Origin of the sequence: Halosimplex aquaticum, assembly GCF_028747785.1 — an archaeon.
Lineage (GTDB): Archaea > Halobacteriota > Halobacteria > Halobacteriales > Haloarculaceae > Halosimplex > Halosimplex aquaticum.
Genome location: NZ_CP118158.1, coordinates 1,993,035 through 2,017,486, shown reverse-complemented (window position 1 = coordinate 2,017,486; position 24,452 = coordinate 1,993,035). Strand labels below are relative to the sequence as shown.

Here is a 24,452-nt window from a genome sequence, read left to right as displayed (position 1 = left end):
AGGGGACTTACCTCGGGGCGTCGACAGGGCGGGTAATGACCGACGACGTGCTCGACGAGCTGTTCGCCGTCATCGAGGACCGCAAGGAGAACCTGCCCGAGGACTCCTACACCGCGTCGCTGTTCGACCACGAGAAAGGCGAGAACGCCGTGCTGGAGAAGCTCGGCGAGGAGAGTACGGAGCTACTGCTCGCCGCGAAGGACGACGACCGCGAAGAGATCGCTCACGAGTCCGCCGACATCGTCTACCACCTGCTCGTCCTGCTAGCGATGAAGGACATGGACCTGGAAGACCTGCGCGCTGAACTGGCCGAGCGGCGGTAACTACTGTTCTCGCGGCTCGAATCGGTGGCGGACGACGTCGCTGTCGTCGTCCCACTCGAACTCGTCGTGGACGCGGTTCAGCCGCTCGCGATAGGCGTCGAGGTCCGCTGAGCCCTCGCGCCGGGCGTCCTCGTCGGTGAGGTCGCCGAGCGTCCGTCGGATCACGTCGGTCACCTCGAACGTCTGGCCGTCTATCTCGAAGGTGTCGCCCTCGTCGGCGTACTTGTGTCCGCGGTGCATCTGGGTGATCTCGCCGTCGGCCGCCAGTTGCTGGACGTGGCCGTTCGGGAGGAGTTCGCTCGCGTCGATCTTCGCCATACGCTGGCTGGGTGCGGAATCGGGAAAAGCGTGACTCCGACCGCGACTGCCGGGGGGTACATCAGATTCGGGTCAGTCCGCGGGACGCGACGGCGCCGAAGACGCCGCCGAGTGCGCCGAGCGGGACGAGAACGAGCAGCGAGACGGCGTAGGCGAGCAGGGAGGCGAGCCCGAGAACCGGGCCGAGTGCGGCGACGCCGAAGACCACACCGGCCCCGGCACGGGCGGCGCCACCGCTCCCGAGCGCGGCACCGACGAGGAGTGCGACCGCTGTCAGGACGGCTGCAAGCACGGCCCCGACGACGGGAGCGAGCGCCGCGGCTGTCCCGCCCGTGACCGCGCCGGCCCGGAGACGCCCAGCGAACGCACCGGCCACGAGCCCGCCGACGGTCGTCCCGAGGAGGACGACGTCGGTCGCGACCAGCAGCACTGCGAGGACCGCGACGTTCGTCGCGGTGGCCGCCAAGAGGGCACGGCGGTGGAGCATACCGGGGAGACGGTACCCCCGAAAATAAAACCGACCGGCGTCAGTCCGCGAGGATCGCGCCGATCATCCCGCCGACGGCGCTGTCGAGGGCGAACACGAACGCGATGACGAGGCCGACGACGATCACGCTGAGGCCGCTGAAGACGCCGCCGATTGGGCCGCCGAGCGCCCCGCCGAGCAGGCTCGCGATCGGTGCGGTGAGGACGACGAGGACGACGCCGCCGAGGGCGCCGGCGAGCAGGCCGTGCCACGCGCCGCTGCCGAGCGTCCCGCCGGCGAGGTACCCGGCGACGAATCCGGCGATCAGGCCCGCGCCGACGTGACCGACCACCGGGACGAGGAAGGCGGCGATACCGGCGACGATGCCGGCGACGAATCCCCAGACGACAGCGCTCCAGTCAGTCATGGCCCGGGGTAGACCGCGGGGACGCATAGGCGTCTCGCAGGGATACGCCGGCAGGGGCGGTCCCACCGGTGTGACGCCGTGTCGCGGGCGGCGGCGAGTAAACGGCCTTTTACGCGCCGGCCGTCTATCGGGGGGCAATGAGCCAACCGTTCGAGGACCTGCCGACGACGCCGACGTCCGAGGAGCTGGTGGACAAGGCGTTCTCGCGGGCCGCGCGCGCGGGGCGGGCCAAGAGCGGCCACGACGCCCCCCTCTCGATGCTGCAGACCGCCTCCAATATCGCCTCCGACAACCTGGAGAACGTCGTCTCCGACTGGCCGGACTTCGACGATCTGGACCCGTTCTACGAGGAACTGGCCGACGCCGTCATCGCGTCGAACACCACCGACGACGACGCGCCCGACATCGGCGGCATCGACGCCGTCCGCCAGCACCTCTCGGAGATCAACTGGGCGAGCCGCAAGACCTCCGAGATCCGCGACGAGTACCAGGGCCGCATCGCCACCGGCGACATCGACACCGCCCGCAAGCTCCGCAAGCAGGCCTTCGCTCGCATCGCCGACGTGGTCGAGGAAGTCGAGGGCGACCTCGCGGCGGTCGGCGCCGCGCGCGACGACCTGAAGACACTGCCCGACATCCGCCCCGACGAACCGACCATCGTCGTCGCCGGCTACCCCAACGTCGGCAAGTCCACGTTCGTCAACGCGGTCACGAACGCCCGCAACGAGACCGCCTCCTACCCGTTCACGACGACCGAGATCCGCGTGGGCCACTTCGACGACGGGCACATCCGCTACCAGATAGTGGACACGCCGGGCCTGCTCGACCGCGCGCCCGAGGAGCGCAACGACGTGGAAGCCCAGGCGGCCAGTGCCGTCGAACACCTCGCCGACGCGGTCCTCGTCCTCGTCGACGCCAGCGAGGAGTGCGGCTACCCGCTCGACCTGCAACTGGCGCTCCGGGACGACATCGAGGCGCGCTTCGACGTGCCCGTCCTCACGGTCTGCAACAAGGCCGACCGCTCGCGCGACGTCGAGGCCGACCTGTACATGAGCGTCACCGAGGACGAGAACGTCCAGGGCGTCCTCGACGCCGCCGTCGAGGCCGTCGACTACGAACCTGAGCTCCCCTACGACGGACAGTAGTCGGCCAGTCGAACCCGCCGTCGAGTTCTGCGGATACCGACGCGACCGTGAGCGGCGGATCTCCCAGGGGAACCCGAAACGGCGGACGCGGAGGCGAGAAAGCGAACGTCACCGGAGACCGGTGACGGGAGAACGGAGCGCCAGCGGGACTCGGGGGCGCGGGCGTCAGCGGGTGACAGAGCGTGTGGGCGGACCGAGTGGGTCGGTCGTCACTCGGAGTTCGTCTCGTAGACGACGGTGACAGAGGCGCTCACCGTCACCGGACCGCTGTTGATGGAGGTGCTGGCGCCGCCGTCAGCGGCGAGCGCGGCGGTCTCGACCGAGTAGGTGTGGCTGTTGTACTGCGTGGTGGAGACGCGGTCGACGCCGGTGACGCTCAGGTCCTCGGCGCTGGCGATGGTGCTGGCCTCGCCGCGGGCCGAGTCCATCGCCTCGCTGAGAGCCTTCTGCCGGAGGCTCTCGCGCTTGTCCTCGGAGAGGGTGAACTGGATGCCGTCGACCTCGTTCGCGCCGTTGGTCACGGCCGTGTCGACGACCTGCCCGACGCTATCGGGGTCGTCGACCGTGATCGAGAACGAGTGGACGGCGCGGTACTCGGGCTGGTCGGTCTGGCCGCCACCGCCGTAGCGGCGGTTCGTCGAGATGTCGTAGTAGCCCGTGCGGATCTGGCTGCTGTCGATGCCCATCTTGTTCAGGGCGCTGCGCATCTGGCTCGCGTTGTTGGAGAGCTGTTTGCGCACCGTCTGGATGTTGTCGCCCGTGGCGACGACGCCGACGCGGACGACCGCGCGGTCGGCCTCGGCCTGGACCTGGCCGGAGGCGCCGACGGTGATCGTGTCGCTCATGTTGTCCTGTGTTGCGGTCTGCTGCGTCTGGACCGGGGCGCCGCCGGACGTGAACGCCGCCGCGGCGCCCGCCGTGGCCAGGAGGGCCGCGACGAGGGCCACTCCGGCGAGTGTGACTCGTGAGTTCATGCGTCCGCTCCAACGACGGGCTATCAAAAAGAGATCACGTTAACTCAAACGCGTCTTTGAAGGATCGAAATCGGCCGTCAGACGCGCGTCAGACGGGGCGAATCGGTCGACGACGACCGGTGGGTAGTGGCGGTAACCTGTCACGACGAGTCGACGACGACGTACCGGACCTGGGTCCGGACCTCGCGGTCGATGGCGCGCTCGACCCGTCGGTCGATCGGCTCGGCCAGTCGCGGGTGGGTCTGGTTCTCGACGCCGACCGTGACGGTGATCGCCACGGGGTGTTGCAACAGGAAGTTGCTGCTCCGGTTGACTTCGAGCGAGAGCACTTCGGCGTCGGCCGCGGACTCGTTGATGGCGGCGCTGGTCGCGTCCTGGATGCGTTCCTCGGTCGTCGCGCCGCGGAACGAGTCGTAGGTGACGCCGCCGAGGAAGACCGACAGCATGACGATTGCGACGACGAGGACGGCGACCCGCCGGACCGTCGCGCCGCGCGCCGTGTCGAGCTGGAACCAGTTCGTCGGCCGGTAGCCGCTGTAGCGCAGGATGACGAGCGCCGCCAGGTTGATCGACAGCAGGTTCACCAGGACGAGGACGGTCGACCCGAACGTGACGATGGGTTTGCCCCAGGCGATGCCGATGCCGACGGTCGCCGCCGGCGGGATGAGGGCGACCGCGATCATCACGCCGACCAGCGCGGAAGAGACGCCAGCCGTCAGCGACAGCGAGCCCGCGACCCCGGCGCCGAGGGCGACGACCAGCGAGAGGAAGTCCGGGTAGAGCCGGCTGCGGACCTGCGGGATCGCGGTCACGTCGGTGAACGGCGGGATCAGGTGGACGGTCTTGACGACCCAGGCGAAGGCGGCGGCCGCCGCGACCGAGACGACGAGGCCGACGGCCTGGAGCTTGACGCCCTCGGCGAACAGCTCTTCGTCGACGACGACAGTCCCCACGCTCGCGGCCATCGCCGGGCCGATGAGCGGCGCGATCACCATCGACCCGACGACGACGGCCGGCGAGTTGAGCAACAGGCCCGCGGTCGCGATGACGGCGCTGACCACGGTCATGATGATGTAGGTCGGCATCGACATCAGCAGGTCTTCGGCGGCCGTGACCAGTTCCTCGCGGGCGATCCGGTCGGTGTCCTGCTCCTCGCTGAACCGCTCCTCGAGCGCCTCGAAGTCCTTCGAGACGACGGTCTCGGCGTCGAGCACGACGGTGTAGGTGCTCTCGTCGATACCGGCCGTCCGGAGGGTTTCGAGCACCGGTTCGACGGCGTTGGTCGGGAGCGGCACGTAGGCGACGGCGGCGTACTCCCGGTCGCTGGTCTCGTCCGTGACGATGAAGTCGATGTCCTCGTCGTCGAGCGCTCGCGTGACGGTCTCCCGTTTGCCGGTCGGGATCGTGATCTGGACGAGACGCACGTCACACGAATCGACGAGCGTCGGGATATATTCTGGGATCAGACCGCTCGAACGCTCCGCCACCGCGGCGGGGACGGCGGCTGTCGTGACCGGATCCGCGAGCCGAAAGCTTTTGCCATCGATCGACATAGCATCTCGCATGCGACGCGACGACCGCGACGACCCCTTCGACGAGTTCTTCCGGGAGATAGAGCGGATGATGAACGACGTGATGGACGACGCACGCGCTCGCGGCGGCGCGAACGCGGGAGCCGGCCCCTCCGACCCCGGCGCGGCGGACGTCCACCTCGACGTCTACGAGGAAGACGACCAGCTGCGGGTCGTCGCGGACATCCCCGGCGTCGACAAGAGCGACATCGACCTGCGCTGCGACGGCGAGGTGCTCACCCTCGACGCCGCCGGCGACGCCCGCGAGTACCACGAGCGGGTCCGCCTGCCCGCCCGCGTCGACGAGCACTCCGCCTCGGCGTCGTACAACAACGGCATCCTGGAGGTCACGTTCGACCGCGCCGACGACTCGGCCAACATCGACCTCTCCTGAGCCGCCCGCGACGTCGTCGCTCCCGCGGCGGAAGCCGCACGTCTCTCGATTCCCGTCGTAATTCTCTCGATACCCGCTGGCTCGCCAGCGCCGCCGTTGCGGTCCTGCGGCACCGCCGACCCGGCCACAAAGTACAGGACCCGAGCGCCCGGAGCGCCCGACATGACCGATTCGGTCGACGACCCTGCCGAGGCCTTCGACGTGCTGAGCGACGAGACGCGCCTCGACATCCTCCGCGCGCTCGCCGACGCCGACGGCCCGCTCCCCTTCTCCCGGCTGCGCGAACGCGCCGGGATCCGCGACTCCGGCCGCTTCAGCTACCACCTTCGACGGCTCTGCGAGTACTTTGTCCGCGAGACCGACGAGGGCTACGCGCTCGGCCACGCCGGCAGTCGCGTCGTCGCGGCGACGGCGACCGCAGCCGAAGCCGCCGAACCGCAGGACGAGGCCGCCGAGCCCGCAGAAATCGACGAGTGCCCGGTCTGCGGTGCCGAGGACTGCGAGCGGCTGTTCCACGTCCACCTCTCGCCGCCGTGGCGCGGCGACTGACCGGGCGGCGCGCGAGCGTTATCCCAGCGCGACGACGGCGGCGACAGCCAGCCCGCAGGCCACCGCCGGCGTCGCGACCCAGGTCACGACGATGCGTCTGGTCACGTCGGGGTCGTAGAGCGCAGCGCCGGCCGGGGTCGACTCGGCCGTCTCTTCGGGGCCGCGCTCGTCGCGTTCGCCGCCGTCTGCGACGCGGCTTGCCCGCCCCCAGCCGAGGCCCACGACGCTCATCGTGGTCGTGATCGCGAGGCTCGCGGGGACGGCGGCGACGTTCAGCAGCGTGATGATCGTCGCGGCGACCGCCTGGACGATCAGGGCGCCGGCCACGGACAGTTCGGTGATGCCTTCGCCGACCGTCTCGAGCGTGCGCGGGCCCAGGACCGCCGCGCCGAGGGCGATCCCGACGACGCCGACGAGCGTCGCCGGTCCCATTCGGAGGAGGTCGGCGCCGACCAGCGCGCCGACGGCGTTGGCGACGTTCGATCCGCCGGCGGCCGCTCCCATCGCGCACCCGCCGGCGACGAGCGCGAGTCGGGCGCGCCGCGGGTGGCCGCGGAGCGCGGCCGCGATCCGCTCGTAGCGGTAGCGGCCGAGCACCGCCGCGACCCAGAAGGCGACCACCGCGGCCGCGACCCACGACCCGCCGATGCGGGCGACCGTTCCCCAGCGGAGCGCGTCGGCGGCCAGTCCCAGCCCCGTGACCGCACCGACCGCCGTCGCCGACGTGCTGACCGAGATGCGCCGATAGTTCCCCACCAGGATCCCGACGCCCGTCACCCCGAGGACGACCAGGGCCGCCTCGACAGTGAACACGGACGGCGCGACGAACTCCTCGCCCAGGGTCTCGGTCACCCGACCGCCCAGAGCGACCCCGCCGACGGCCACCGACAGCCCCATCAGGACCGCCGCGAGGCGGTAGCCGACGGCGTCGCTCCCGGTGACTGGCCCGAACGCGACCCCCATCGACGACCCGCCGACGTTCACCGCGACGAACGCGGAGGCGACCAGACCGACCGCGAGCGTGAGCGTCGAACTCATCGTCCCGATCCCGTATTTTTCGTCGATGCTCGGTAAACCTTTTCCATAAGTTACGTGACCCGTACGGCCCCGCCGGGCGGTCCCGGACGACGGGCCCGCGACTCGCCTGGCTGACCGCCGCCAGGACGCCGAGTCGGATGCACGTCACGCGACTGTGTCGATTGCGTCGACGGTGTCGCCTTGGCATCAAAACTACCATACCACCTCGCGCCGACCGTCTCGGTAACAGACGGTGGTTCCAGTGCCCAAGAAACAGGAATACACAGGCGACTACGACGACAAGACGCTGTACATCCCCGGTCCGACCGAAGTTCGCGAAGACGTCATCGAGGAGATGGCCCAGCCGATGTTCGGCCACCGGATGGACCGGATGACCGACCTCTACACGACCATCGTCGAGGACACGAAGGAGTTCCTCGACACCGACCACGAGGTCGTCATCCTCACCGCGTCCGGCACCGAGTTCTGGGAGGCGTCGACGCTCAACCTCGTCGACGAGAACATCCTCGTGCCGACCTGCGGGAGCTTCAGCGAGCGCCACGCCAACGTCGCCGAGCGCCTCGGCAAGGACGTCGACCGCCTCGAATACGAGTGGGGTCAAGCCATCAAGCCCGAGGACATCCGCGAGGAACTCGAAAACAGCGACAAGCACTACGACGTGGTCGCGACCGTGATGAACGAGTCCTCGACCGGCGTCCGCAACCCGATCGAGGAGATCGGCGACGTCGTCGCCGAGTACCCGGATACCTACTTCGTGGTCGACGCCGTCTCCGCGCTCGGCGGCGACTACGTGAACATCGACGAGCACAACATCGACGTGATCTTCGCCTCGACGCAGAAGGCGTTCGCGATGCCGCCGGGGCTGGCGGTCTGCGTCGTCAGCGACGACGCCTACGACCGCGAACTCGACAAGGACTCGGCCTCGTGGTACGGCGGCTTCCAGCGCACCATCGACTACTACGAGCGGAAGGGCCAGACCCACTCGACGCCCGCCATCCCGGTCATGCTCGCCTACCGCAAGCAGATGAAGCACATGCTCGAGGAGGGCCACCGCGCCCGCGACCAGCGCCACCAGGAGATGACCGAGTACGTCCACGACTGGGCGCACGAGCACTTCGATCTGTTCGCAGAGGAGGGCTATCGCTCCCAGACGGTCTCCTGCATCGAGAACACGCAGGACATCGACGTGGCCGCGACCATCGAGGAGGTCTCGGAGGAGTACGACTTCGTGTTCTCCAACGGCTACGGCTCCCAGCTCGGCGAGAAGACCTTCCGCATCGGGCACATGGGCGAACACGACCTGGAGAGCATCGAGGAACTCACCGACGCGATCGAAGACGTGGCCGACCTCTGATCGGTCGTTCGACGCTCACGCCGACCTGACGGCTGTGGCTTTTCTCCGCGTCTCTGTGTCGGTCGGGATCCGAAGCGGGCGGCCGGCCGCGTGAACATGTTCGCCCGCGCTGTCGGAAGTCGGGAACCTGAGAGCCGTTCCTAAACGTGGGGATCGAACGGTCGCGTATGAAGGTGAGACGAGAGACGATCGCGAAGCTACTCGCAGCGGCCTTCGTGTTCAACCTGGTCGTGATGGCCGGCGGCGCCTGGCTGGCCTACCAGGAGGCGCCGCCGATACCGGAGGAGGTCGTCGGCCCCGACGGCGCGACCATCGTGACCGGTGAAGACGTCCGCGAGGGCAAGAAGACCTTCCAGCGCGACGGCCTGATGAACCACGGGTCGATACTGGGCAACGGCGCCTACTACGGCGTCGACTACACCGCCGACACGCTCGATTTAAAGGTCGAGCACATGCGGGACTACTACGCCCGCGAGCGCTACGGCGGCGAGTACGAGAGCCTCGACTCCGCCGAGCAGGCGGCCGTCGACGACGTGGTCCAGAACGACCTCGACGGCGCCTACGACGGCGGCGCGATCGAGTACTCAGCGGCCGAGGCCTACGCCCACCGGCAGGTCCGTCAGGAGTACGTCGAGCGCTACCACGAGGGGAGCCACGAGCGGGGCGTCCCCGCCGACATGATCGACTCCGAGGAGGAGGCCCGCCAGTTCGCCGACTTCGCGCTCTGGACGGCGTGGTTCTCCCACACCGACCGCCCGGCCGGCGACCACTCATACACGAACGACTGGCCCTACCAGCCCGTCGCCGGCAACGACGCCACCGCCGCGGCGATGACCTGGAGCGTCGTCGCGATGGTCCTGCTCGTCGGCGGCGCCGGGGCGGGCATCTGGCTGTACAGGTCCGTCGAACTCCCCGAGCCCTCCGCGGAGGGCATCTCCGTCCCCGAACCCGGCGACGTGAGCGTCTTCCCGAGCCAGCGCGCGGCGATGCGGTTCGTTCCGGTGGCGGCCGGGCTGTTCCTCGCCCAGGTCCTGCTGGGGGGACTGCTCGCGCACTTCTACATCGAGCGGGCCGGCTTCTTCGGGATCGAGGAGGTCTTCGGCGTCCACATCCTCCAGGTGCTGCCGTTCGCCATCGCGAAGACCTGGCACATCGACCTGGGCATCCTCTGGATCGCCGCGACGTGGCTGGGCGCCGGCCTGTTCCTGCCGCCGCTGCTGACCGGTCACGAGCCCGAGCGCCAGGCCACGTACGTCAACGGCCTGCTCGGCGCCATCGTGGTCGTCACCGTCGGCGGCCTGGCGGGCATCTGGCTCGGCGCGCAGGGCTACCTCGACGGCGCGCTGTGGTGGCTCGTCGGCAACGAGGGCCTGGAGTACCTCGAAGTCGGGAAGCTCTGGCAGGTCGGCCTGCTCGCGGGCTTCCTCGCGTGGGCCGCCCTCTCGGTCCGCGGTCTCAAGCCCATGCTCGACCGCGAACCCGTCTACGGGCTCGGCCACATGATCCTTTACGCCGGCGGCTCCATCGCCCTGCTCTTTACCGCCGGGTTCCTGTTCACCCCCGAGACCAACATCGCCGTCACCGAGTTCTGGCGCTGGTGGGTCGTCCACATGTGGGTCGAGGGCGCCTTCGAGTTCTTCATCGTCGCCATCGTCGGCCTCACCCTCGTCTCGATGAACCTCCTCACTCGCCGCAGCGCCGAGAAGGCGGTCATGCTCCAGGCGCTACTGGTGATGTCCACGGGCGTCATCGGCGTCTCCCACCACTACTGGTGGGTCGGCATGCCCGACCTGTGGGTGCCCATCGGGAGCGTCTTCTCGACCCTCGAACTGATCCCGCTCGTCTTCATCCTCTACGAAGCCATCGGACAGTACCGCGCGATGGCCGGCGGCGGCGAGACGTTCCCGTACAGGCTCCCGTTCATGTTCATCGTCGCCAGCGGCGTCTGGAACTTCGTGGGGGCCGGCGTGCTCGGCTTCTTCATCAACCTCCCGCTGATCAACTACTACGAACACGGCACCTACCTCACGGTCGGCCACGCCCACGCGGCCATGTTCGGCGCGTTCGGCTTCCTCGCCCTGGGGATGGTCACCTACATGCTCCGGATCGCCATCCGACCCGACCGCTGGGACGGGTCGTGGCTGCGCGGCGCGTTCTGGTTGTGGAACGTCGGCCTCGCGCTGATGGTGTTCGTCTCCGTGCTCCCCGTCGGCTTCCTGCAGCTGGAGGCCATCTTCACCGAGAGCTACGCCGCCGGCCGGAGCCTGGCGTTCTACAACCAGCCCGTCGTCCAGAACCTCTTCTGGGCGCGCCTGCCCGGCGACACCATGATAATCGCCGGCACCGCGCTGTTCGCCGCGGATCTCGTCCGCAAGCGGTTCGTCCTCCGCGCGACCGCCGACGACCCCGACGTCGACGACATGGCCGTCGCCGAAGGCGTGTTGAGCGACGACTGACCCGTCGGGCGGCGGGCACGGTAGCCGGCAGCGGGCTGTCGGCGGCGGGCTGTCGACGCTCGCCGATAGTGGCCGACGAGCGGTCGCCCGCTGTGAGTTCGCCCTCGCATCTGAACGCTGTGGGAATCTCGATTGATTCTGATAGTAGTTCGAGTATATCGATAATAATCGCCATCAAGCTGAATCTAAATTCGGTTATCATCTCGTATACTCGGACAGGTACGAATAAGAGAGCGGTCACGAAATCCGGAGCTAGCAATGGATACGGTGACAGGATCTGCGATCAGAGACCACTACAGCCGGCGTATCGCGGCGGCGGTCGCGCTGACGGCGACCGTGACCGTCGCCCTGGGATGGCTGTTCGCGGGGCACGTCGCGTCCGCGACGGACCCGGGCGCCGGCGTCTCCGGGATCGCGGGGACGGTGTTCGTCCTCGTCCTCAACCTCGGACTGCTGGCGATCGTGTTGGGCGGCAACGCCGCCGTCGCGCTCCGTCGGCTCACGGAGGCGGCCGAGGCCGTCGAGGACGGCGACCTCGACGCCACCGCGGAGGTCGAGCGGGCCGACGAGTTCGGCCGGCTCGCGGACACGTTCGACAGCATGCGCCGGTCGCTCGGCGAGGCGTTCGACGAGTCCGACGAGGCCCGCCGCGAGGCGGAACAGGCGCGCAAGGAAGCGGAAGCGGCGACCGAACAGGCCGAGGCGTTCAACGAGGAACTGCTCGACCACGCCGAGCGGATCGGCGACGCGATGACCGCGGCCGCCGAGGGCGACTTCACGCGGGAGCTCTCGACGGACACGGACGTCGACGCCGTCGACCGGATCGCCGACGCCTACGACGAGATGGCCGGCGGCCTCTCCGAGACGGTCGAGGAGATCCGCACCTTCGCCGAACGGGTCGAGGCGTCGAGCACGGCGGTCGCCGAGGAGTCCGCGGAGGTCCAGCGGCTCAACGAGCAGTTGGCCGACGACATCCGCGAGCTCGCGGCCGACCTGGAAGATCAGGCCGAACAGCTGGAGAGCGCCGTCGCCGAGGTCGACGACCTCTCGGCGACCATCGAGGAGGTCGCCGCGACGACCGACGAGATCGCCGACCAGGCCGCGGCGGCCTCCGACGTGGGGGCGACCGGCGCCGAGCGCGCCGAGGAAGCCGTCGAGGCCATCCGGACCGTCGAGACGACGGTCGACGAACTCCACCGGCTGGTGACCGAACTCGACGACCGGATGGACGACGTCGCGGCGACGACGGGCATCATCGACGACATCGCCGAGCAGACGAACATCCTCGCGCTGAACGCCAACATCGAGGCCTCGCACGCCGACGCGGGCGGCGACGGGTTCGCCGTGGTCGCCGACGAGGTCAAACAGCTCGCCGAGGAGACCCAGTCCGCCATCGACGAGATCGAGACCATCGTCGAGGGCGCCCGGGCCGACGTCGACGACGTGACCGACGAGATGGACCGGACGCGCGAGCGGATCGGCGAGAGCGTCGACACCGTGACCGACGCCGGCGACACGCTCGGCTCCCTGACCGATACCGTCGACGACGTCGACGCCGCGATGGGCGAGATCGCCCGCGCCACCGACGACGGCGCGGCCGCCACCGAGGAGGTCGCCGCGACCGTCGACTCCGTCGGCGAGGTCGCCCGACGCGTCGCGGACCGCTCGCACGAACTCGCGGACACCGCCTCGGAGACTGCCGGGACGATGGCCGACGTGCGCGAGCGCGCCGACGGCCTGGCCGGTCGCACCGACGACCTCCTCGACCGCCTCGCCGTCTTCGAGACGCGCGACGACGCGAGCGCGGCCGGGGACGGACCGAACCCTGGCGCCGTGACGCTCGCGGGGGGCGACGATGATTGATCTGCCGACCGTCTCCGCGGTCGCCGCGGCCTGCTACGCCCTGGCCACCGTCGGGCTGATCGCCTGGCTCCGACGAGTTCCCGAGTCGAAGCGGCTGTTCTGTTACCCGGTCGTGGCGGCCGTCGGCATCTCCGCCGTGACGACCGCCCTGTCGCTGGCCGGCGTCGGCGTCCTCACCGTCAACGGGACGGCGCTCGACGTCCCGAGCGTGCTCGACGACCTGATCGCGTACCCGCTGCTGTGGGCGGTCGCGGCGCTGCTCGCGAACGAGTCGCGCAAGATGGTCGGCGTCTTCGCGCTCGTGCCGGCCGTCCAGGTCGTCGCGTTCAACGGCGCCTCGGTGGTCGGCGGCGTCGTCGGTCTCGTCGGCATCGCGTCCGTCGTCGGCGGGCACGTCTACCTCACGTACCTGCTGTTCGGCCCGGTCTGGGAGCGCGCCCGGCGGCTCCCCGACCGCCAGCGGCTCTTACACTGGAAGGCGCGGAACCTCCTGCTGTTCCTGATCGGGATGCTCATCGTCTTCGCGGTACTCGGCGTCGCCGGCGTCTTCGACGCCTACGTCTCCGGCGTCATCGGCGAGTACCTCGGCGCGTTGATCCGCGTCGGGTTCGCGGGCTTCCTGTTCGCGAACGTCGACGCCATCGCCGCCGAGGGGACCGCCGGGGGACTTCTCGACGCGGTGAACGCGGAGTCCAACCGCGACCGCGCGGGCGCGGCCGGCGGCGACTGACGGGTTGCCGCCCGGATCAGACGGTCTGTCTCGCCCTTCTCCGGCCGAAATCGACGCATAACAATGGTCAATCCCCGCCGAGCGTGGAGTATGCCGACGCCAACTCGCCGCGACGGTGCGGTCGCGGCCCCATCGCTGACCGAGACGCAGTCGCAGATCCTCTCGCACCTCCGCGAGCAGGTCGACGGGACCGCCTACTTCAAGGCGAAGTACATCGCCGAGGAACTGGGACTGTCCGCCAAGGAAGTCGGGATCAACATGGGGCTCCTCCAGGAACGGACGCGGGACATCGAGATCGAACAGTGGGGCCGCTCGGACAGCACGACGTGGAAAGTGACGCTCTGATCCGGAGACGGAACCAGCGGTGCCGCGAGCCGGCCGACCGGCTCGGCTCGCACCGAACCTTCAAAGAGGGTGCCGCCGCGAGAGAGGGGTAATGACGGACGAGGCGGCCCAGACGCACGCGGACAACCCCTACGTCGACGACCCGCCGACCGACTTCGACCCGGTCGAGGCGCTCTCGGAGGACGCGGCCCGCGAGCAGGCCGAGCGGCTCCGCGAGGCGGTCCGCTATCACGACCACCGCTACTACGTCGAGAACGACCCGGCGATCGACGACCGGGTGTACGACGCCCTGTTCTCCCGCCTGCGCGACCTCGAAGAGGCGTTCGGCATCCAGACCGAGGACAGCCCGACCCAGCGCGTCGGCGGCGCGCCCCGTGACGAACTACCCGACGTGGAGCACGTCGCGCCGATGCGCTCGATCGACCAGGGCGGCGAGGCCGCGGAGGTCCGCGAGTTCGACCGCCGCGTCCGCGAGGGGCTGGAAGCCACCGACTACGACGGGGAAATCGACTATTACTGCGAGCCGAAGTTCGACGGGCTCTCCGTCGAGGTCGTCTACGAGAACGGCGTCTTCCAGCGCGCGGCGACCCGGGGTGACGGCGAGGTCGGCGACGACGTGACCGCGAACGTCCGGACCATCCCGAGCGTCCCCCAGCGACTGCGCGGCGACCACCCGGACTTCCTCGCGGTCCGCGGCGAGGTGTACATGCCCAAGGAGGCGTTCCAGGCGTACAACCGCGAACTCGTCGAGCGCGGCGACGACCCGTTCGCCAACCCGCGCAACGCCGCCGCCGGCACGCTGCGCCAGCTCGATCCATCAGTGACCGCCGAGCGCCCGCTCTCGATGTTCTTCTTCGACGTGCTCGACGGGGCCGAGTTCGACACCCGCTGGGAGATGCACGAGACCTTCCCCGAGTGGGGCCTCCGGGTCTGCGAGCGCACGGAACTCGTCGACGACGTCGAGGCGGCCATCGACTACCGCGACGCCCGCCTGGAGGAGCGCGACGACCTGGACTACGAGATCGACGGCGTCGTGATCTCCGTCAACGATACCGACGCCTGCGACGAACTGGGCACAACCTCGCGGGCGCCCCGCTGGGCGTTCGCCTACAAGTTCCCCGCCCGTAGCGAACACACCACCGTTCGAGACGTGGTCGTCCAGGTCGGCCGGACGGGGCGACTCACGCCCGTCGCGCTCATGGACCCCGTCCAGGTCGGCGGCGTCACCGTCTCGCGCGCCTCGCTGCACAACCCCGCCGAGATCGAACGGCTCGGCGTCGGAATCGGCGACGAGGTGCGCGTCCGCCGCGCCGGCGACGTGATCCCCGAAGTGGCCGAAGTCACCGACGCGGCGGGCGAGGGGCACTTCGAGTTCCCCGAGGAGTGTCCGGTCTGCGGGAGCCCCGTCGAGCGCGACGGTCCGATGGCCTTCTGCACCGGCGGCCTCGGCTGTCGCGCCCAGCGCGAGCGGTCGGTCCAGCACTACGCCTCCCGCACGGGCCTGGACATCGAGGGACTGGGCGAGGAGCGCGTCCAGCAACTGCTCGACGCCGCCCTCGTCTCGGACGTGGCGGATCTGTACGAACTCACCGTCGAGGACCTCACCGACCTGGAGGGGTGGGGCGAGACCAGCGCCGAGAACCTCGTCGCGGAACTCGACGACGCCCGTGAACCGCCGCTCGCCGACTTCCTCACCGCCGTCGGCATCCCCGAGGTCGGCGAGACGGTCGCCGCCTCGCTCGCGCGGCACTTCGGTACCTTCGAGGCCGTGCGCGCGGTCGACGAGGACGAACTCCAGGCGGTCGAAGACGTCGGCCCGACGGTCGCCCGCGAGATCCGCGAGTTCTTCGACAGCGAGGCCAACGCGGACGTGCTCGACCGCTTGCTCGAACACGTCGACCCGCAGGAGGCCGAGACCGACACCGGCGACGCCCTCGACGGGCTGACCTTCGTGTTCACCGGCTCGCTCGACGGCTACACCCGCAGCGAGGCCCAGGATCTGGTCGAGCGCGCCGGCGGCTCGGCGACCAGCAGCGTGTCGAGCAACACGGACTACCTGGTCCTCGGCGACAACCCCGGACAGTCCAAGCGGGACGACGCCGCAGAACACGACGTGCCGACGCTCGACGGCGTCGACGCGTTCGAGGCGAAACTGCGGGAGGAGGGCGTCGAAATAGCGGCGTAGAGCGCAGACGGGAGAAGGCGGCGGAACGCTGTTCTACAGGTCGACGCGGTCGAACGTGTAGTAGCTGAGCGCCGCGGCGAGGCCGATCCAGAGGAAGAAGCTCAGGAAGACCGCCGGGTCCGAGAAGTAGATCGGCAGCGACGATCCGCCGCTCTCGCAGACGGTCCGGTTGCCGAACATGCTCTGGACGGTCCGCGGGTTTCCGGCCAGCACGTCCCCACAGATGGTCTGCATCGTCTCCGGGCCCTTCCGGAACATGCTGTAGCGGGCGGTCATCGCAGCGCCGGCGCCCTCGCCGAGCATCGAGTTCGTGAGCGTCTTGTACGCCTGCGTGGGGCTGATCAGCTTGACGAACAGGACGATCTGCCAGCGGAGCGCGCCGGCGATCCCGGCGTAGTCAGCCAGCAGGTCGCCGATCGTGTTCGCGAGCGAGTTCCAGCCGAACGAGAGGTAGAAGTAGACGAGACCGGCGCCGGCCAGCGACCGGAGGTTCGTCGACATCGCGCCGGAGATGCTGACGACGATGGCGGTCATGACGAGCGTGAACCCGAACGTGAACAGCGCGAACCACGCGAACACGTCGAGCTTGAACTGGAAGTCCGAGAGGGCGAAAAACAGCCCGGTGAGCCCCATGGCGACGAGCAGCGGGACGCCGACGACGGCGCTCCGCCCGACCACTTTCCCGACGATCACGTCGCGACGGGAGAACGGCAGCGAGAGGAGCACCTTCAGCGACCCGCTGGTCCGCTCGTCGGAGACGGCGGCGTACCCGGCGAAGATGACGACGATCGGCACGAGCAGCGTCACGATGTTCAGGTAAAACCGGGAGATGAACAGCTGCATCCCGACCTGCGCCACGTCCTGGCGGATGTTCCCGCCGAAGAACAGCGCCTGTCCGGCCGGGATGAGGAACAGGGCCGTGAAGACGAACGAGAGGATCCACAGGCCCTTCGAGCGGATGGCGTCGCGGAACTCCTTCTTGGCGACCGGGTACCAGTCGAAGGTGTCGCGGAGCGCGCCGTCGAGTCCCGTGCTTTCGGTGCTCATCGGGCGTCACCCCCCTCGGGAGCAGCGTCGGCGGGCTCCGCATCCGCGCCCGGTCCCTCGCCGTCCTCGGTGTAGGCTGCGAACAGGTCTTCCAGCGACGCCTCGCGCGTCTCGAAGTCCTCGACGTCGACGCCGGCGTCCTCGATGGCCGTCAGCACGTCCATCTTCGCGTCGCCGTCGCAGCTGACCACCAGATCGTCGCCCTCGACGGTCGCGCCGTCGACGACGTCGAGTTTCCTGGCGGCGTCGGCGGCCCGCTCGGCCTCGCCGGGGGCGACGTTCACCACGAGCGTCGTGCCGGTGTCGGTGGCGGCGCGCAGTCCCTCGACGCTGTCCTCGGCGACGATCTCGCCGTCCTGGAGGATGGCGACGCGGTCGCAGACCGCCTCGACCTGTCCGAGGATGTGCGAGGAGAAGAAGACGGTCGCGCCGCGCTCGTTCTCCTCGCGGACGATCCGGCGCATCAGCCGGGCGCCGTTGGGGTCCAGCCCCGACGAGGGCTCGTCGAGGATGAGGAGGTCGGGCTCGCCGACGAGCGCCATCGCGAGCGCGAGGCGCTGTTGCATCCCGCGGGAGTAGCCGCCGGCCTTGCGGTCCGCGTCCTCCGGATCGAGACCGACGCGGTCGAGCAGCGCCTCGACGTCGGGGTCGGCCCGCTTGGCCTCGGCCACGAACTCGAGGTGCTGGCGGCCGGTCAACCGGTCGTACAGGTCGTATCCGTCGGGGAGGACGCCCAGTCGCTCCCGGATGGCTTCCGAGTCCTCGCGGGCGTCCATCCCGAGGACCTCGGCCGACCCGGCGGTCGGGCGGACGAAGTCGAGGAGGATGTCGATCGTCGTCGTCTTGCCGGCGCCGTTCGGCCCCAGAAACCCGAAGACGTCCCCGTCCTCGACGGTCATGTCGACCCCTCGCAGCGCGGCGACGTCGCCGAACCGCTTGGTCAGTCCGTCGAGTTCGATGGCTGGCATGGCCGGGGCTTTCGCGCCCTCATTTATAGGTTTTCATAAGTCTCCGGACGGCGACGGGCGCGTTACACCTCGTCGTCCGGGTCGTGCTTCTCGGCCATCGACCGGGCCTGCGTGGCGTAGCGCTCGCGGTCGTCGTCGGGCGTCGGTTCGAGGTCCTCCGGGGCGACGTCGATGGCGGCGGTCGTCGGCTTGCGCGAGAGCAACTGGAAGGAGAGCTGTTTCGTGAGGTGGCGCTCGCCGTCGGTCGTCGCGTAGACCAGGGTGACGAGGTTCTCGTCGCGCGACTGTCGGTCCACCAGCCAGCACCTGACGCTGTCGTCGCTCATACGCGTCCGTGGGCGCCGGGCGGGCTTGTAGACGGCGATCCGGACCGCTCAGCGGGCGCGGGACCACGACCCGCGCGCACGCCGCGCCGGGACCGTGTGTTCGCTGCGCTCGCGGCGGGCGAACCGGACGACCAGCAGCCGTTCGACGAGCAGCGCGGCCGCGAGGACGACGCCGCCCGCGGTCGTCGGGTCGAGCCCGCTCGCGACGAACGAAACCAGCGGCGCGGTGCCGGCGACCGGCGTCGACAGCGCCAGCCAGAGCGAGGCGCCGGCGGCGGTCAGGAGGCTGAAGCCGACCGTCGCCGAGTCCAGCAGGCGGTAGGCGAGCGGCCGGCCGCGCAGGGCGTTCGCCTCGACGGTGTGCTGGACGGCGAGCGCGACGGCGAAGGCGACGCCGGCGACGAAGACGCCCCGGAGCTCGCCGAGCGTCTTCGCGGCCGCGAACCAGCCGATCCACAGCAGCGCCTCGGTGACGCTGACCGCGAGGGTCCGGCCGAGGGGGAACCCGACCGCCGAGCCGTTGGCGGCCAGGTCCGTGAGGAAGTGTTCCACCTGCAGGCCGACGACGAGGACGACGACGCCGACGGCGGCCGTTCGCGACAGCGGCGCGGCGCCGTCGACCAGCGCCAGCCAGAGGGTCAGCGTCGCCACTTCGAGGCCGGTGAGCGCGAGGACGAGCGCCCAGCGGCAGGCGGCGACGACCCGCTCCGTCCGGAACCGATCCCAGTCGGGCACGTCTCGCGTTCGCCGGGTGGATCACTTGGTTATACGCCGCCTACCGTCGATCGAGTGGCCGGAAACCGCGGGCAGTCGAACGGCGACCGGCCGGGCGAGGCCGCCGCACAGTTTAAGTCGGTGTGTCCGCCTCCATAGGGCATGTCTCTGTTCGCTCGGCTCTCCGGACGCGTCAGCGGGCGGGACGGGAGGGCGTGGGCGGGGTCGGTCGAGGACCTCCTCTTCGACGGGGAGACCGTCGAGCGACGCGTCGAACTGGGCGGCGACGACCGCGTCGTCGTGACGAGCCACCGCCTGCTCGCGTTCACGCCGGGGAGCGGCGGTGAGAACTACCGCGGCGTCGACCTGCCGAACGTCGCGGACGTCCGGGCGGGTCACGAAGGCGAGCGCAACCTGCTCGGGATCGGCGGGCGGACGGCCGTCTACGGCGCCGTCCTGCTCGCCGTCGGCGTCTTCGTCGACTTCGGCGCGTTCGTCCCGACCGATGCCTTCCAGCAGACGGGCGTGAGCGGGCAGTTAGGGATGGGCGGCCTGCTCGCCATGCTCCAGCAGTTCCTCGGGGTGATCGCGCGCATCGACGAGTTCGCGCGGCTGATCGGGGCGGTCCTCGTCCTCTTCGCCGTGTTCGTCTTCGGCGTCTACCTGCTGACGCGCGACCGCGTCCTCGTCGTCGACGTCGCCGGCGACGACGGGGACATCCGCGTCCCCGCCGAGGACGACGCGCTGGACGCAGCCGTCGCGGACCTCGAAGTCGTGCTGTTCGGCAGCGACGCCAGCGTCGACGCCGGTGGGGCCGAGACGGTGGGCGTCGAGGCGGCCGAGACCAGTGCCGGCGTGGGTTCCGCCCCCGACGGCGACTCGGACCCGCTGGCTCCCAAGTCCGGTGCCGTCCGGAGCGACGGGATCACCGGCGGGGCGGAGTCGACAGCGAGCGGGTCCGACGAGTCGGTGTCCGCGGAGGTCGACCGCGCCGTCCGCGAGACCAGCGGGACGGACTTCTCCGAGACGGTCGACGAGGTGGTCGGGGAAGCGGGCGACGACGCCGATTCGGAGGGTGACGGCGCCGATACCGAGGACGGCGCCGCGGACGCGACGGGCGACGCGGATGCGTTGGGTACCGATACGGAGGCCGACGCAGAGGACGGAAACGGGGACGGATCGGCGTTCGGGTTCGATAGCTGAGGGGCGGAGCGATCGGACCCGGAATCGGCGGACGCAGGGTTCAAATTCTCCGAGTCGCTACGGGAGAGCGATGGATCCCGACGCCGTCCGGGACCGAGCCTCTGACCTCCCCGCCGAGCCCGGCGTCTATCAGTTCCTCGCCCGCGAGTCACGCGGAGGGAGCGGCGCCGGGACCGACGAAATCAGCGAGGACAGCGGCGCAGACGGCGCCGACAGCGACGAGGAGACCGAGGGCACCGCCGTCTACGGTGCGGGCGGCGCCGCACTCACCGACGACGTCGCGGCGGCGGACCCCGACTCCTACGAGCGGGTCCTCTACGTCGGGAAGGCGGTCGACCTGCGGAGTCGAGTGCGCTCGTACGCCGACCCGCGCAGCCAGCGCATCCGCCGGATGGTCGCCGAGGCCGACTCGGTCGACGTGGCCGTCACCGACACGGAGACCCAGGCGCTCCTCCTCGAAGCCAACCTCATCAAGCGCCATCGGCCGCGCTACAACGTCCGGCTGAAAGACGACAAGTCATACCCGCTCGTCCAGCTGACCGACCACGAGTTCCCCCGGATCGAGATCACCCGCGACCCCGCCCCCGGCGCCACCGTCTTCGGCCCGTTCACCGACAAGGGCCGCCTGGAGACGGTCGTCAAGGCCGTTCGGGAGACCTACGGCCTGCGCGGCTGCTCGGACCACAAGTTCGCCAACCGCGACCGGCCGTGTCTCGACCACGACATCGGCCTCTGCACTGGCCCCTGCGTCGCCGAGACCGACGTGGACGGCGAGTCCTATCTGGGGGACGTAGAGGCCGTCGAGCGCTTCTTCGAGGGCGAGACCGGCGCGCTCGCCGACCCCATCCGCCGGGAGATGGAGGCGGCCGCGGGCGACCAGCACTTCGAGCGCGCGGCGAATCTCAGGGACCGCCTCGACGCCGTCGAGGCGATCCACGGCGAGTCGGGCGACGCCGTCGCCAGCGAAGGCCGCCACGAGGACGGCGACCGCGAGCGCGTGGTCGACGTGCTCGGCGTCGCCGTCGAGGGCGAGACCGGCACCGTCGCCCGCCTCCACAGCGAGGACGGCAAGCTCGTCGAGCGCGACCGCCACCGCCTCGACGCCCCCGAGGGCGAGCGCTCCGGCGCCGTCCTCGCGGCCTTCATCGCCCAGTACTACGCCGAGCGCGAGTTGCCCGACGCGATCCTCTGCTCGGACCACCCCGACGACGCCGACCTCGAAGCGTGGCTGGAGCGGGAGGGCGTCGCGCTGCGGGTGCCCGGTACCGGCCGCGAGTCGACGCTCGTGGACCTCGCGCTGAAGAACGCCCGCAGTCGCGACCGGCGCGACGACGAGGGCCGGGCGCTGGCCGACGCGCTCGGCCTCGACGCCCGCGTGGGCCGCGTCGAGGGCTTCGACGTGAGCCACGCCCAGGGGAAAGCCGCCGTCGGCAGCGACGTGACCTTCGTCGACGGCAGCCCCGAGAAGGCCGACTACCGCCGGAAGAAGCTCGACGACGAGAACGACGACTACGCGAACATGCGGTCGCTGGTGCGCTGGCGTGCGGATCGGGCTGTGGAAGGTCGGGACGACCGCCCCGACCCCGACCTGCTCCTCATCGACGGCGGCGAGGGGCAACTGGGTGCCGCCCGCGACGCACTCGCGGCGGCGGGGTGGGACGTGCCCGCCATCGCGCTGGCGAAAGACGAGGAACTGGTTGTCACGCCGACCGGCGTCTACGACTGGCCCGACGACGCCTCGCACCTGCACCTCCTCCAGCGCGTCCGCGACGAGGCCCACCGCTTCGCCGTCCAGTACCACCAGACGCTCCGCGACGACGTCTCGACCGTGCTGGACGACATCGACGGGATCGGCCCGGCGACTCGTAAGCGTCTGCTGCGCCGGTTCGGCTCCGTCGAGAACGTCCGCTCGGCGTCCGAGGACGAACTCCAGCGCGTCGACGGCGTCGGCTCGAAGACCGCCGAGACGCTCGCCGAGCGGCTCTGACAACCGGGTGTCCGCTGATTCGATCCAGCGGCGCGCGATTTATCACGTCACGGGCGATACTGTCAGGTGAACAACTATGTCCCGGACTGGTCCCCTCCCCGGTACGCTCTCGCGGACGTGGCAGTACGCCCTCGTCGGCGGCGTCGTGTCGATGCCACTCACGCTCGCGGCCTACTGGAGTTCCGGCGCGAGCGACCACTTCTCGTTCAACATGGTCGTCGTCGGCGGCCTGATCGCGGGCTTCCTCGCCCGCCGGTACTCGGCCGACGTGAGCGCCGCGAGCGTCCGGGCCGGGGTGATCGGCGGCCTGGCCGGCTACGTCTGGATCGCGCCCACGATCCTCGTCAGCGCCGAGAGCTTCGCCGACGCGTGGTCGTTCCCGCCCGTGATGGTCCTGCTCGTCGTCGTCTTCAGCGGCTTCGTCCTCGGTACCGCCGCGATCTTCGGTCTCCTCGGCGGCCTCGTCGGCTCGTGGATCTGCCGAGTGACCGGTCAGGAACGGGCCGTCGCCGCGAACGGCTGATCTGGAGACCGTGTCCGGGTAGTTTCGGTTTGGATCTGTTCGAGAGGTATCGTTGTGACCGTCGCCGATAGCAGGCCGTGAAAGCCCACGACCCGCTCGCTAGCAGTTGACTCCAGCACGGGAGACAGCAGGCCATGAAAGCCCTCGACTCGCTCGCGGTCGCTGTCTCCGAAAATCGAAGATTTTCGGGATGACGAGAGACGCCGTAGGCGTCTCTCGAACCAAGCGGGATATCCTCGCTGCGCTCGGATAGTGCCCGCTCAGGCGACTCTCCGCTGGCGCGAGCGAGTCTCGCCCTTTCAGTCCGCCAGGGACAGCAGAACCGCGGCCGCACAACACTGCGCCTCACACCTCCCCAACCGATTGCGCTTCTCGCTCACTGCGTTCGCTGCGATGCTCATCCCTCGCACGACTTCGTCGCGCCACGAAGGGCGCGACAGCGCGCGCCACAACTCCTGTGACGCCGCCGAAACCCCCGCCTCACTCCGCGTCGACGCTCACGTCGGCGAGCGGGGCGTCGGTCACGGCGACGTCGAACTTCTCGATGTCACCGTCGCCGAGGTGCCACGTCGCGTCCGCGGGCGCGTCGGCGCGCACGGAGTCGCTCGTGAAGTTCGCAACCCAGGTCAGGCCGCCCCGCCGCGCCAGGCGGACGCCGTCGGGGAGCGGCCCGGCAGTGGGAACCCCGGCGTCGTCCAGGAAGTCGCCGACGACGGCGTCGGCGAGCGGTTCCTCCGGCCAGACGCCGAGGTAGGTGACGGCGCCGTCGCCGCGCTCGTTGCGGGTGATGGCCGCGGTCCCCGCTGCAGGACCCGTCTCGTGGGTCGCGACGGCCTCCGCGGCGTCCGCGTCGAGCCACTCGCCCCAGGTCCGGAACGCGTAGGTCTCGCCGCGGTACTCGACTTCGGGGTCGGCGTCGCCGCGGTACCCCTCGTACTGCTCGACGGTCGCGCCCGCGAGGTCGCCGAGCGGTCCGGGCAGCGTCGGGCGGAGCCGATTGTGTTCGTTCTTCACCCCGGAGCGGACCGTCACCAGCACCTCGCCGCCGTCGCGGGCGAACGAGTCGAGGCTGTCCGCCAGATCCTCGTCGGCGAAGTAGAGCGTCGGGCCCACGACGGCGTCGTAGCCGCCGAGGTCGGCGTCGGTCGGGAGCACGTCGACCTCCGCGCCGTGGCGGCGCAGCGCCGCGTAGTAGGTCAGCAGGTGGTCCCAGTAGTCGAAGTCGACGGAGGCCGGTTCGATGTCCAGCCCCCAGAGGTTCTCGTAGTCGTGGAGCAGGGCGACGCGGGCGCCGTTGTCACTCTCGCCGTCAGTCTGGTCCGACAACTCGTCCAGTTCCCCGGCCGCGCGGACGGCGTCGTGATACCCGCGGTCGGGCGAGCCGTCCTGGTTGCGCAGGCCAGCGTGGTACTGCTCCTGGCCCATGTCGCAGCGCTGCCAGCGGAAATACGACACCGTCTCGGCGCCGTAGGCGCTGGCGTAGTGCGCCCAGAGCGCCATCGCGCCCTCGCCGGGGCTGGGTCGGGTGGGGCGGCCAGTTGACGCC

The 24,452-nt window shown here is 70.0% G+C and carries 24 protein-coding genes and 1 pseudogene; 13 read left to right on the top strand and 12 right to left on the bottom strand.

Annotation, left to right across the window (positions count from 1 at the left end):
- Positions 1 to 35: 35 nt before the first annotated feature.
- Positions 36 to 323 (top strand): phosphoribosyl-ATP diphosphatase, encoded by a 288-nt coding sequence (hisE, locus tag PSC72_RS10190; RefSeq protein WP_274325771.1) that lies wholly within the window; start codon positions 36 to 38, stop codon positions 321 to 323.
- On the opposite strand, the gene PSC72_RS10185 is transcribed toward hisE, so the two are convergent.
- The 3 genes from PSC72_RS10185 to PSC72_RS10175 all read right to left on the bottom strand — a co-directional run bounded on the left by PSC72_RS10185 (position 324) and on the right by PSC72_RS10175 (position 1,534).
- A complete protein-coding gene (locus tag PSC72_RS10185) occupies positions 324 to 641 on the bottom strand; it encodes an ASCH domain-containing protein (protein ID WP_274325770.1) in 318 nt (105 codons plus the stop codon). It lies immediately after the preceding gene.
- Between the two features lie 61 nt (positions 642 to 702).
- Positions 703 to 1,128: a hypothetical protein gene (locus PSC72_RS10180; protein WP_274325769.1), complete on the bottom strand. Its 426-nt coding sequence runs from the start codon at positions 1,126 to 1,128 to the stop codon at positions 703 to 705.
- A gap of 40 nt (positions 1,129 to 1,168) precedes the next feature.
- Entirely contained in the window at positions 1,169 to 1,534 is a 366-nt protein-coding gene (locus tag PSC72_RS10175; RefSeq protein ID WP_274325768.1) for a DUF5518 domain-containing protein, read from the bottom strand.
- A gap of 137 nt (positions 1,535 to 1,671) precedes the next feature.
- On the opposite strand from PSC72_RS10175, the gene PSC72_RS10170 reads away from it, so the two are divergent.
- The gene (locus PSC72_RS10170) at positions 1,672 to 2,679 is read left to right on the top strand and encodes an NOG1 family protein (protein WP_274325767.1); all 1,008 of its coding nucleotides are present in this window, start codon (positions 1,672 to 1,674) and stop codon (positions 2,677 to 2,679) included.
- A 209-nt stretch (positions 2,680 to 2,888) separates the two neighbouring features.
- Here PSC72_RS10170 and PSC72_RS10165 read toward each other — a convergent pair whose 3' ends face one another.
- Together PSC72_RS10165 and PSC72_RS10160 are read right to left on the bottom strand one after the other, a co-directional pair.
- Complete coding sequence (locus PSC72_RS10165; protein ID WP_274325766.1) at positions 2,889 to 3,653, bottom strand: SIMPL domain-containing protein; 765 nt, start codon at positions 3,651 to 3,653, stop codon at positions 2,889 to 2,891.
- A gap of 140 nt (positions 3,654 to 3,793) precedes the next feature.
- Entirely contained in the window at positions 3,794 to 5,077 is a 1,284-nt protein-coding gene (locus tag PSC72_RS10160; protein ID WP_274325765.1) for a TIGR00341 family protein, read from the bottom strand.
- Positions 5,078 to 5,216: 139 nt separating this feature from the next.
- Here PSC72_RS10160 and PSC72_RS10155 point away from each other — a divergent pair, with 139 nt between their 5' ends.
- Both PSC72_RS10155 and PSC72_RS10150 read left to right on the top strand, forming a co-directional pair.
- The gene (locus PSC72_RS10155) at positions 5,217 to 5,618 is read left to right on the top strand and encodes an Hsp20/alpha crystallin family protein (protein ID WP_274325764.1); all 402 of its coding nucleotides are present in this window, start codon (positions 5,217 to 5,219) and stop codon (positions 5,616 to 5,618) included.
- A 162-nt stretch (positions 5,619 to 5,780) separates the two neighbouring features.
- On the top strand, positions 5,781 to 6,167 hold the full coding sequence (locus tag PSC72_RS10150) for an ArsR/SmtB family transcription factor (protein WP_274325763.1): 387 nt from the start codon (positions 5,781 to 5,783) through the stop codon (positions 6,165 to 6,167).
- 18 nt (positions 6,168 to 6,185) lie between these two features.
- Here PSC72_RS10150 and PSC72_RS10145 read toward each other — a convergent pair whose 3' ends face one another.
- Positions 6,186 to 7,205, bottom strand: a complete 1,020-nt coding sequence (locus tag PSC72_RS10145) for an inorganic phosphate transporter (RefSeq protein ID WP_274325762.1) — start codon at positions 7,203 to 7,205, stop codon at positions 6,186 to 6,188.
- A 241-nt stretch (positions 7,206 to 7,446) separates the two neighbouring features.
- On the opposite strand from PSC72_RS10145, the gene PSC72_RS10140 reads away from it, so the two are divergent.
- From PSC72_RS10140 to ligA, 6 genes are all read left to right on the top strand, one after another.
- Positions 7,447 to 8,559 (top strand): pyridoxal-phosphate-dependent aminotransferase family protein, encoded by a 1,113-nt coding sequence (locus tag PSC72_RS10140; protein ID WP_274325761.1) that lies wholly within the window; start codon positions 7,447 to 7,449, stop codon positions 8,557 to 8,559.
- Between the two features lie 167 nt (positions 8,560 to 8,726).
- The gene (locus tag PSC72_RS10135; protein ID WP_274325760.1) at positions 8,727 to 11,015 is read left to right on the top strand and encodes a nitric-oxide reductase large subunit; all 2,289 of its coding nucleotides are present in this window, start codon (positions 8,727 to 8,729) and stop codon (positions 11,013 to 11,015) included.
- Positions 11,016 to 11,273: 258 nt separating this feature from the next.
- Positions 11,274 to 12,878 carry a methyl-accepting chemotaxis protein gene (locus PSC72_RS10130; protein ID WP_274325759.1) on the top strand — a complete coding sequence of 535 codons (1,605 nt, stop codon included), beginning with the start codon at positions 11,274 to 11,276 and terminating at the stop codon, positions 12,876 to 12,878.
- Positions 12,871 to 13,608 (top strand): bacteriorhodopsin, encoded by a 738-nt coding sequence (locus PSC72_RS10125; protein ID WP_274325758.1) that lies wholly within the window; start codon positions 12,871 to 12,873, stop codon positions 13,606 to 13,608. Before PSC72_RS10130 ends, PSC72_RS10125 begins: the two co-directional genes overlap by 8 nt.
- Positions 13,609 to 13,698: 90 nt before the next feature.
- Complete coding sequence (locus tag PSC72_RS10120) at positions 13,699 to 13,953, top strand: DUF7123 family protein (protein ID WP_274325757.1); 255 nt, start codon at positions 13,699 to 13,701, stop codon at positions 13,951 to 13,953.
- 91 nt (positions 13,954 to 14,044) lie between these two features.
- Complete coding sequence (gene ligA / locus PSC72_RS10115; RefSeq protein ID WP_274325756.1) at positions 14,045 to 16,138, top strand: NAD-dependent DNA ligase LigA; 2,094 nt, start codon at positions 14,045 to 14,047, stop codon at positions 16,136 to 16,138.
- A 33-nt stretch (positions 16,139 to 16,171) separates the two neighbouring features.
- On the opposite strand, the gene PSC72_RS10110 is transcribed toward ligA, so the two are convergent.
- From PSC72_RS10110 to PSC72_RS10095, 4 genes are all read right to left on the bottom strand, one after another.
- A complete protein-coding gene (locus tag PSC72_RS10110) occupies positions 16,172 to 17,185 on the bottom strand; it encodes an ABC transporter permease subunit (protein WP_274325755.1) in 1,014 nt (337 codons plus the stop codon).
- Positions 17,182 to 18,153 (bottom strand): ABC transporter ATP-binding protein, encoded by a 972-nt coding sequence (locus tag PSC72_RS10105; RefSeq protein ID WP_274325754.1) that lies wholly within the window; start codon positions 18,151 to 18,153, stop codon positions 17,182 to 17,184. Before PSC72_RS10105 ends, PSC72_RS10110 begins: the two co-directional genes overlap by 4 nt.
- A 62-nt stretch (positions 18,154 to 18,215) precedes the next feature.
- Positions 18,216 to 18,479: a hypothetical protein gene (locus PSC72_RS10100; protein WP_274325753.1), complete on the bottom strand. Its 264-nt coding sequence runs from the start codon at positions 18,477 to 18,479 to the stop codon at positions 18,216 to 18,218.
- A gap of 48 nt (positions 18,480 to 18,527) precedes the next feature.
- Positions 18,528 to 19,214, bottom strand: a complete 687-nt coding sequence (locus PSC72_RS10095) for a hypothetical protein (RefSeq protein ID WP_274325752.1) — start codon at positions 19,212 to 19,214, stop codon at positions 18,528 to 18,530.
- 141 nt (positions 19,215 to 19,355) lie between these two features.
- Between PSC72_RS10095 and PSC72_RS10090 the strand changes: the two genes are divergently transcribed.
- The 3 genes from PSC72_RS10090 (at position 19,356) to PSC72_RS10080 (ending at position 22,906) form a co-directional block, all read left to right on the top strand.
- Complete coding sequence (locus PSC72_RS10090) at positions 19,356 to 20,396, top strand: hypothetical protein (protein ID WP_274325751.1); 1,041 nt, start codon at positions 19,356 to 19,358, stop codon at positions 20,394 to 20,396.
- 70 nt (positions 20,397 to 20,466) lie between these two features.
- Complete coding sequence (locus PSC72_RS10085) at positions 20,467 to 22,383, top strand: excinuclease ABC subunit C (protein WP_328518188.1); 1,917 nt, start codon at positions 20,467 to 20,469, stop codon at positions 22,381 to 22,383.
- Between the two features lie 76 nt (positions 22,384 to 22,459).
- Positions 22,460 to 22,906 carry a DUF5518 domain-containing protein gene (locus PSC72_RS10080; protein ID WP_274325750.1) on the top strand — a complete coding sequence of 149 codons (447 nt, stop codon included), beginning with the start codon at positions 22,460 to 22,462 and terminating at the stop codon, positions 22,904 to 22,906.
- Positions 22,907 to 23,386: 480 nt separating this feature from the next.
- On the opposite strand, the gene PSC72_RS10075 is transcribed toward PSC72_RS10080, so the two are convergent.
- Both PSC72_RS10075 and PSC72_RS10070 read right to left on the bottom strand, forming a co-directional pair.
- Positions 23,387 to 24,232: a beta-galactosidase gene (locus PSC72_RS10075; RefSeq protein WP_274326161.1), complete on the bottom strand. Its 846-nt coding sequence runs from the start codon at positions 24,230 to 24,232 to the stop codon at positions 23,387 to 23,389.
- Between the two features lie 60 nt (positions 24,233 to 24,292).
- Positions 24,293 to 24,406, bottom strand: a pseudogene (locus tag PSC72_RS10070) (beta-galactosidase); the annotation flags it as partial.
- Between the last annotated feature and the right edge of the window lie 46 nt (positions 24,407 to 24,452).

Coding starts and splice junctions, on each gene's coding strand:
- hisE (WP_274325771.1), top strand. CDS start 36: ATGACCGACGACGTGCTCGACGAGCTGTTCGCCGTCATCGAGGACCGC.
- PSC72_RS10185 (WP_274325770.1), bottom strand. CDS start 641: ATGGCGAAGATCGACGCGAGCGAACTCCTCCCGAACGGCCACGTCCAG.
- PSC72_RS10180 (WP_274325769.1), bottom strand. CDS start 1,128: ATGCTCCACCGCCGTGCCCTCTTGGCGGCCACCGCGACGAACGTCGCG.
- PSC72_RS10175 (WP_274325768.1), bottom strand. CDS start 1,534: ATGACTGACTGGAGCGCTGTCGTCTGGGGATTCGTCGCCGGCATCGTC.
- PSC72_RS10170 (WP_274325767.1), top strand. CDS start 1,672: ATGAGCCAACCGTTCGAGGACCTGCCGACGACGCCGACGTCCGAGGAG.
- PSC72_RS10165 (WP_274325766.1), bottom strand. CDS start 3,653: ATGAACTCACGAGTCACACTCGCCGGAGTGGCCCTCGTCGCGGCCCTC.
- PSC72_RS10155 (WP_274325764.1), top strand. CDS start 5,217: ATGCGACGCGACGACCGCGACGACCCCTTCGACGAGTTCTTCCGGGAG.
- PSC72_RS10150 (WP_274325763.1), top strand. CDS start 5,781: ATGACCGATTCGGTCGACGACCCTGCCGAGGCCTTCGACGTGCTGAGC.
- PSC72_RS10145 (WP_274325762.1), bottom strand. CDS start 7,205: ATGAGTTCGACGCTCACGCTCGCGGTCGGTCTGGTCGCCTCCGCGTTC.
- PSC72_RS10135 (WP_274325760.1), top strand. CDS start 8,727: ATGAAGGTGAGACGAGAGACGATCGCGAAGCTACTCGCAGCGGCCTTC.
- PSC72_RS10130 (WP_274325759.1), top strand. CDS start 11,274: ATGGATACGGTGACAGGATCTGCGATCAGAGACCACTACAGCCGGCGT.
- PSC72_RS10125 (WP_274325758.1), top strand. CDS start 12,871: ATGATTGATCTGCCGACCGTCTCCGCGGTCGCCGCGGCCTGCTACGCC.
- PSC72_RS10120 (WP_274325757.1), top strand. CDS start 13,699: ATGCCGACGCCAACTCGCCGCGACGGTGCGGTCGCGGCCCCATCGCTG.
- ligA (WP_274325756.1), top strand. CDS start 14,045: ATGACGGACGAGGCGGCCCAGACGCACGCGGACAACCCCTACGTCGAC.
- PSC72_RS10110 (WP_274325755.1), bottom strand. CDS start 17,185: ATGAGCACCGAAAGCACGGGACTCGACGGCGCGCTCCGCGACACCTTC.
- PSC72_RS10105 (WP_274325754.1), bottom strand. CDS start 18,153: ATGCCAGCCATCGAACTCGACGGACTGACCAAGCGGTTCGGCGACGTC.
- PSC72_RS10100 (WP_274325753.1), bottom strand. CDS start 18,479: ATGAGCGACGACAGCGTCAGGTGCTGGCTGGTGGACCGACAGTCGCGC.
- PSC72_RS10090 (WP_274325751.1), top strand. CDS start 19,356: ATGTCTCTGTTCGCTCGGCTCTCCGGACGCGTCAGCGGGCGGGACGGG.
- PSC72_RS10085 (WP_328518188.1), top strand. CDS start 20,467: ATGGATCCCGACGCCGTCCGGGACCGAGCCTCTGACCTCCCCGCCGAG.
- PSC72_RS10080 (WP_274325750.1), top strand. CDS start 22,460: ATGTCCCGGACTGGTCCCCTCCCCGGTACGCTCTCGCGGACGTGGCAG.